The sequence below is a fragment of the Bacteroides sp. L10-4 genome (assembly GCF_013373675.1).
GTDB lineage: Bacteria > Bacteroidota > Bacteroidia > Bacteroidales > Bacteroidaceae > Bacteroides > Bacteroides muris.
Genome location: NZ_JABXJH010000096.1, coordinates 1 through 7,762 on the forward strand (window position 1 = coordinate 1; position 7,762 = coordinate 7,762).

Annotated in this window: 3 protein-coding genes and 1 tRNA gene; 1 reads left to right on the forward strand and 3 read right to left on the reverse strand. The window is 42.2% G+C overall.

The window, feature by feature from the left end; all coding sequences use genetic code 11:
* Window positions 1-419 precede the first annotated feature (419 nt).
* The 3 genes from HU824_RS18550 to HU824_RS18560 form a co-directional block, all read right to left on the reverse strand.
* Window positions 420-1,769, reverse strand: a complete 1,350-nt coding sequence (locus tag HU824_RS18550) for a DNA/RNA non-specific endonuclease (RefSeq protein ID WP_176469656.1) — start codon at window positions 1,767-1,769, stop codon at window positions 420-422.
* Window positions 1,770-1,854: 85 nt separating this feature from the next.
* Window positions 1,855-3,339 (reverse strand): BACON domain-containing protein, encoded by a 1,485-nt coding sequence (locus HU824_RS18555; RefSeq protein ID WP_176469657.1) that lies wholly within the window; start codon window positions 3,337-3,339, stop codon window positions 1,855-1,857.
* 27 nt (window positions 3,340-3,366) lie between these two features.
* Complete coding sequence (locus HU824_RS18560; RefSeq protein WP_176469658.1) at window positions 3,367-6,636, reverse strand: TonB-dependent receptor domain-containing protein; 3,270 nt, start codon at window positions 6,634-6,636, stop codon at window positions 3,367-3,369.
* Between the two features lie 751 nt (window positions 6,637-7,387).
* Here HU824_RS18560 and HU824_RS18565 point away from each other — a divergent pair.
* A tRNA-Ser gene (locus tag HU824_RS18565) sits at window positions 7,388-7,475 on the forward strand.
* Window positions 7,476-7,762 lie beyond the last annotated feature (287 nt).

Here is a 7,762-nt window from a genome sequence, read left to right on the forward strand (position 1 = left end):
GTGGTAAGTTCCCGACGTTCGGAATCGCTCAGCGTCAATTTCTTGATTTTCATTTATCACGCAGTTTTGTTCGAAGCAAAGATAATGTAATTTCGACATAGGTGAAATAATTATGAATAACTACTTATACCGTTTTTCTTGTATAGACTAACTAAAATTTATGCATAACCCCACTAGAATCTACGAGTGACCCAGAAAAAGGACAATAACAATGGCATATAAAGTGATTATATTCTATCACTTTATATGCCATCTTACGTTTTAGGGACATTTACCGAATGTTCCTACTTTATATTTATTTGAAATAAAGTATCGCTGTGATACCGATAAAGTATCACTTTAATGCCGATAAAGTAATGCTGTAATATCGTTGTTTATGTTTGGATTCACGAATATTTCTTTGTGGATAACACATGATACTACCAGGTCCAATCGTCGACATTATAGCTACTTTCCACTTCATCCTCAATATAATCGGGAAGATTGCAGAAGAAGTCTATGCCTGTCTTTTTTTCAAGTTCATCAATGCTGATGGCTTTTGCTTGGGCGTCATTCCTATTCAGCGGATGTTCGAGAGTATAGCCGTAATCATCACGATGTTCCACCCAAAAACCGATGGCCTGATATGATGTAGCTATGTCGACAAGCTGATTGGCACGATGAGCTAATATGGCGATGAAGTAATATTGCGGAACAGGCAATCCTTTTGATGTGAACCCCTTTGAGTCTGTAGCAGGCATCACTCCATCTCCTCCTGCCTTAGTTCCCTTATAATCGGTCAAAAGCTTGTCGAGCGTTCCGCCTTTTGCCACATAGATTTTGTCGTATGTACTTCCAAAGACATTGCCTTTGCGCGCCCATGAATTGAGTAACTGCTCGAAGGTAACCCAGTAACCGCTATTAAATGAGTTGAGTTGTGGGCTCATGTTGCTGAAGTAGAAAGTCTGCTTATTGGCTTCTGTAGAAAAAGAACGGTCATCGGAGGCACAGAGATGTCCTCGGTCGAACCCATCATTGGTATGCCAGCTGTTGTCAACCCTCATGCTCTCCGGTAGCAATGGGTCTACTGCCCAGGCATCATCACTTCTGGTTACATTTTTTGCACCTGTAATGGCATCGTAGCTATAGGCCACCCAGCGAGAATGTTTCATGTGGTCGTTCCATTCCATTGCATAGTTAAGCACCTTGTTGCCACCGACTGTAACTTCATGCTCCACGTAGGTATTACCCTCCATAAGATGTGGTATTTCGTATTCTGTCACATAATTTTGTCCTTGGGTGGATATATTCATATTTTTGTTTTCTATCACAATTCTTTGGGCTGCATTGTGTTCCACTCCTACATTTATTCCGTCAATGTATGCGATGCGGAGCTTGAACATGGCAACTTGTGAAGGAAGCTGATAGCGTACCCAATAAGAAGTTTTTGCTTTTGCCACAGCCTTGTCACTCCATTGCTTTATGGTGGAGTAATCGGGAAGTGACGATAGGTCATTAGTATCAAATTCTTCTGAAAAGGTGAATCCGTTACCGGAAATAGTCTTATTTGCTGCAATATTGATTTGAGAACGGATTGATTCATCCAATGTTAAGCCTTTGCCGCCATCAATAGCATATAGTACTTCACGCTTGGAACCCTGTTCAGTGAGTTGGATGTCATTGATAGTGGGATGTTCGCTCATTTCTGAAGAATCATCTGAACTACATCCACAGAACAATGGCAGCAACAAGCAAATCGCTAAAATCAGATTGTAATATCTTTTATTCATGACATATAATTATTAAAAGAAATCCGCACTGCCATCACTGTGTATGTAGATGACATTGCGGATTTACTGTATGATACAAAATTCTTTATTCAGTCACTTTAGAAATGAAGAATCCGCTTCCCACTTGATCGGAATCTCTGTAGCTGGCACGAACACCGCATATAGTAATCTTATCACCTTCAACAATACCCAGTGATTCGAACTGTTTGCTTGCGCCATTCCAGCCTGTAAGAAGACCATAAACATATACCTTGCCGCTTTCATCTGCAATATCAAAATTACCATAAACGGTATTTGCGATATTTGATACAGTACCGGTCAACTGGTAATATTGTGAAGTACTTTCTTCTTTTTCAAGGAATTCGGCAACAGTAACTACTTTTACATTTTTCACTTCCTTTGCCTCGGCATTAGTCATCTGTGGCTTACCGTTGTATTCGGCACGTGGACCAACGAGAGTTACAATATCACCTTCCTTGATATTAGAATCAGCAAAATCTTTGATACCATAGATATATACATCACCCGAGAAATCCTTGATGTAGATATTACCATATTTTTTATTAGCAATCTTGGTTACTACACCACTAATGCGGTATTGTGTAGCACCAACCTCGGCGGCAATGAATTCAGCAACAGTAGCTTCCACAATAGCGCCCTTCTGTGAGAGTTCAGTCTTGCTTGTGTAATCTTTCTTACCGTCAGTAGTGCGGAATGTAATGCTGGTTGAACGGTCACCACCTTCGTTTCTGGCAGCCTGGAACTTCACGCAAGCATCTGTACCGTTCTGGTCGATAGAGACAATAGACAACCATTCTTTGGCATCCTCAGGAATTTCTACAGAAACGCCGTCACCTTTGGTTATAATGTATGCTTCGAAGATACCACCCTCAACCGGAAGTACATCATTGTAGACAGAGTCGACCTTGATGAGCGATTTGTTAATCTCGAGCACAGTAACATTCTTAAGCTGAGGAGTACCTTGGTAGCTTTCTTTGGGACCTTGTATTGTTACTTCATCACCTTCTTCCAGACCAAGGCTGGCAAAATTCTTCTCATTGCCTTTGGCATCCAAAGTACCATAGACGTAAACCTTACCGGTGGCATCCACAATATTCCAGTTGCCGTAAACGGTGTTGGAAATATTTGAAACAACACCGGTCACTTTATAGATTTTCTTTTCGGGACCGGCTATTACCTCGGCACAAGTAGCTTCCGAAATGACTGGCAAGCCTTGCATGATAGTCAAGTTCTGAGTTTCATTGGCACTGCTCAGCTTCAGTTCCACTGAACGGCCATCCACAGCTTCATCAGCAGAGAATGTGATTTTGCTTTCGCCTTTAGGACCTTGAGTAGTAGAGATGGTAAGCCAATCGGCCTTGTCGTTACCTGTGATAATCCATTCGGACTTCGATTCAATTGTAATGTCGGTGCTACCTCCTTCAATCGGCAGCGCAACATACGACTGTGAAACTTTCAATCCTGACAAGCCTATTGCTGCATCATCTTCAGCGCAGCTTGAGAAAAGAGAAATCACAGCAGCAAGTACTATAAATAGATGTTTTTTCATTTTCTTCAATTATTCTTAATTTGATAATCAGTTAAAACAATACTTAATACCGATAGAAGCATACCAGCACTGACCGATAGCATGGTTGAGAGTCCAAGTCTTGGTGTTGCCATTTATAGACGTCGGAGTTGAGAATGTAGCAAAACCTTCAGCGTCTACACCTTCATACTTCAAGATACGGGCTTCGTTACCGATAGCAGGATTCAAATGCTTACTTACTCCCCAGCTTGAATTGAAGAAGTTAAGTACGTTCTTCATGTCAAAGCTCAACTGCAATTTGTGCTTGGCACCACGTACATTTAAGTTGAAATCGTGCTTATAAGAGAAATCTATACGGTGTACCCAAGGAGAATAAAGGCTGTTAGGTTCAGCATATTTACCCTGATTATTCTTAAGGTATGAGTTGTTGTGTACATAATCCATGAAGCGTGTCTTGTCATCCTCGCTGACGAAACGGAATGAACCATCGGCAACTTGCTTGTCTGTAGGAATATAAATAGCATCGTAATTATAACCGTCACCATTCATGTCGTTGGCAAGCATGTAAGAGTAATTGTAACCGCCACGCCAAGTTTCGTAAATAAAACTATAGTGGTTGCCACTCTTGTCGTTGATAGTGGCACTTGCAATGAAACGGTCGGGAGTAACGTTAAGGCCATTGTGCAAACGGAAGTTGTTGACACCTTCGTATGTAGAAAGGTAGTTGAGTACTGATGACGCATTGGAACCCGGAAGTGAAGTCACCTCTTTGGATACTGTATGCGTATAAGCAGCCATCAAGTTAATCCATTTGGCAGGCGTTGCGTTCACGGTAATGCTGGTCGACCATCCGTAACCGCGGCTTGTATTCTCAAGCATGTAAGCACTTGGCAGACTCTTGCCGGCTTCGTCTGTATAAGTAGCGTCGGACGGGAATACAGGACGGTTATCAGCACCATTGAAGCGTGTAAAGCCGTTTACGTCTTTCTGGCTCCAGTCTCTCAACATGGCGGCATTTAGAGTCTTGTTGTAGATTCCCTCTACCGTTACGTTCAATGGGAATGATACGGGGACTGTATAATCTACAGCAATTGAAGACTTCCAGACCTGTGGCATTTTAAAGTCGGGATCGACACCGCAAATGCTTGAAGGAACTGTACCGTCCTCCGGTGTGATTGTCTTAGGATACCCCAAATCATAAAGCTTTTGTTTCAGAGCTTCTGTACCAAGGATTCCACCTTTGAATTCATCCATAGTGAAACCTTTGTCTGCTGCATTCTTGGCATTAATCTGTGCCTGATATTGAATCATACCGCCATTGGTAGGCATATTGGTAAAGAATACCAAAGGCAGACGTCCGGAGAACAAACCGCTACCACCACGCAGCTTCAAAGTGTTGTCTCCCAAAATATCCCAAGTAAAACCTACACGAGGAGATACTGTCAATGAGCTTCCTGGCCATTTGCCGGTATCGATATGACGACCGTTGTAGTCGAGATTGAGAATAGCATTGTTGGTCATCAAGTCACTATTATCAAAGAAGAGTCCATCGAAGCGTACTCCTGCTGTAACCTTGAAATCAGAGCGTACGTTCCATTCGTCTTGCAAGTAGAAGCCCAATTTATTGTACTGAACACGTGATGCAGGTTCGTTTTCACCGTTATAGCCATAAGTCAAACATACAATTTCCGGAGCAGCTCCTTGAATAAAGTCATCCAGGCTGGTATAGCGGTAATATCCTGTACCGTTACGGAGATACTGGTTGTCGGCCATTTGATGCTCATAGTTCAAGCCAACCATGATTTTATGATTGCCGGCATAGTAAGTTACATCGTCCTTAATGTTCCATACTGTGTTGTGGACTGCGTTATTGTAAGTGAAAAGTTCTTCACCAAAAGAAATGTAGTTCTGATTGTCTTTCAAGATATCGACAAACGGGAAAATGCTGGAATTGGTACCACGTACGTCATCCAACTTAGAGAATGTTGCCAAAAACTGGTTGGACAAGGCAGCGGAGAAGCGGCTGTTAAGGTCGAAAGACACTGAATGTACCAGGTTGTCCATTGAATACATGGAGTTGGCATACGACATGGCATACTGTGAAGTACGACCACCCGACATGCGAGTACCACCGTCCATAGAGGAAGAGTTAGGACTATTCCATATGATATTCTTGGTATAGTTATAACGCAAAGCCAAGTGATGGTTGTTGTTGATGTTCCAGTCTATACGTGCCAATAATTTAGTATTCTTATTGTCAGAAGGGAAGCTGCTGAACGAACCGGTGTCATAGCCATATTTTTCTTTTGCTATGTCGGATACTGTCTGCAAATCGGCAACAGTTGCACGTGAGATGTAAGCATCTGCATTGGCAACTCCGTCTTCGGAGGCACGCCAACGATTGGCGATTGCCGGAGTGTTCCGCATCTCGCCGTTTGCAAAGAAGAAGAGCTTGTCCTTGATTATTGGACCACCGATAGTAAAGCCGTATGTAGTAGACTGGTCTTTCTCGCGAGCACCGGAAATTGCTTCACGATCAATGGCGTCACCGCGCATGTTTTCATTTTGGTGATAAACATAAGCTGTACCCTTATAAGTGTTAGTACCAGATTTGGTAATGGCATTGATACCGCCACCAATGAAGTTGGTCTGGCGTACGTCAAACGGAGAGATGACAATCTGAATTTCGTCAATTGCCTCGATAGAGACGGGATTGCCACCACCAGGTAGGTTAGAACTCAAACCGAAGTTATTGTTGAAATTGGCACCATCGATTGTGAAGTTGGCAGTACGGCCGTCAGATCCAGCAAACGACATACCATTGCCACCGTAAGCAGACAAACGGGAATAGTCGGTAATGCTGCGGCTTATAGAAGGCATGTTGGCAATCTGTGTATTGGAAATGTTGGTTGTCGCTCCAGTCTTCTCGGAAGCGAATTTAGTCTTTTGAGCTGTAACGATTACTTCGTCAAGAAGTTCAGATGATTCTTGCATCTGTACATTCAAATTGTAGACTTCACCTAATTGAAGGGTCACATCCTTAAACATCATTGTTTGGTAACCGATGTAAGAAACTTCCACACTGTAAGGTCCGCCTGCTCGCATACCTTGAATGGTATAACGACCATCAATGTTCGTAATTGCGCCATATCGTGTTCCAGAAGGCTCGTGTATAGCCTGAACTGTTGCACCGATAATGGCTTCCTTGGTTGGGTCTGTTACCTTTCCACTTAATGAGGCGGTAGTTACCTGAGCCTTGGCTGTCATTGCAACTATCACCATAATTGTGGAAAGAATGAATCGCATTCTTTTTGCCATGAGATTTTAATTAATTTGATTAAACTATTAAAAAACGTTGCAAATTTAAATAATAACTTTCAGATTGCTGTTACATATAGGTTACTTTTATTATATATTCAGCGTAAAAATGTGAAATTGGGTGTTTGGGTATTTCGAACGATGACATGCTGATATATCCGGCAGTTACCATTTTGACCCGAACGCGTTGTCAATCGGTATCATGAGAAACTCCTTGTTTTTTTTCCTGTGCTGTTGTATCCAAAAGTGGAGATTTCCTTGATAATCGCATAATTACCTCTCTTTTTGGGGCGTGACGATTTGAGTTGAAAAGTTGTTTTAGCTTTGTTCAAAAACTCAAAACAATGAATCGGGGCAAATATATCTTCGTTCAAATTACAGGTTTTCTTCCCCGTCGTGCCTTTGATTATTTGGCGGAAAAGTATCCGGGAATAGGAACTATTACGACCACACGTCGGTATAATCATTCAGAGTAAAGTGATAAAGTGGTTCTAGCCCGCTGCCATTGGGACAGAGGCCTTTTTTTGGGGGGGCTGCAACTCACCGGACTGATTGAAGCTACTGTTATCTGTTTTGTCCTTTCGTATGTCATACTTCATGAAACGGGAAGTCAGGTCACGGTAATGGTAAGTATGTTTTGTTGAGTGTTGAAAGTCCGTTCTGGTAGTGGTTGCTTGAACAGACTTTTAATATTATTTGCCCGAACATTTGGTAATTTCAAAAACTTCCCTTACTTTTGCGCCCCGAACAAGGAGAGGTGCTCGAGTGGTTGAAGAGGCACGCCTGGAAAGCGTGTATACCCCTAAAGGGTATCGGGGGTTCGAATCCCCCTCTCTCCGCAATAAAAGCTGAAAATCAGTGATTTGTAAAAAAAAAGAACACTTAGTTTTACGTCTAGTAATGTAAAGCTGGGTGTTTTTTGTATTATTTAAGAAACAAAATTGCGCTTAGGTCTGTAGTCCCATTTTTAACAGATAACATCACTTGATTGGCTTCTATGTAACTATTCAGCGAGAACAAAGGATACGAAGAATTAGCCCGTCAGTTTAGACGAGCGCCAATATAGCTTTAAGAGGGGATTGTCCGTTTTTCCAGGCCGTGTCAGCGATAGAATGTAAAGCGTGGA

Coding starts and splice junctions, on each gene's coding strand:
- HU824_RS18560 (WP_176469658.1), bottom strand. CDS start 6,636: ATGGCAAAAAGAATGCGATTCATTCTTTCCACAATTATGGTGATAGTT.
- HU824_RS18555 (WP_176469657.1), bottom strand. CDS start 3,339: ATGAAAAAACATCTATTTATAGTACTTGCTGCTGTGATTTCTCTTTTC.
- HU824_RS18550 (WP_176469656.1), bottom strand. CDS start 1,769: ATGAATAAAAGATATTACAATCTGATTTTAGCGATTTGCTTGTTGCTG.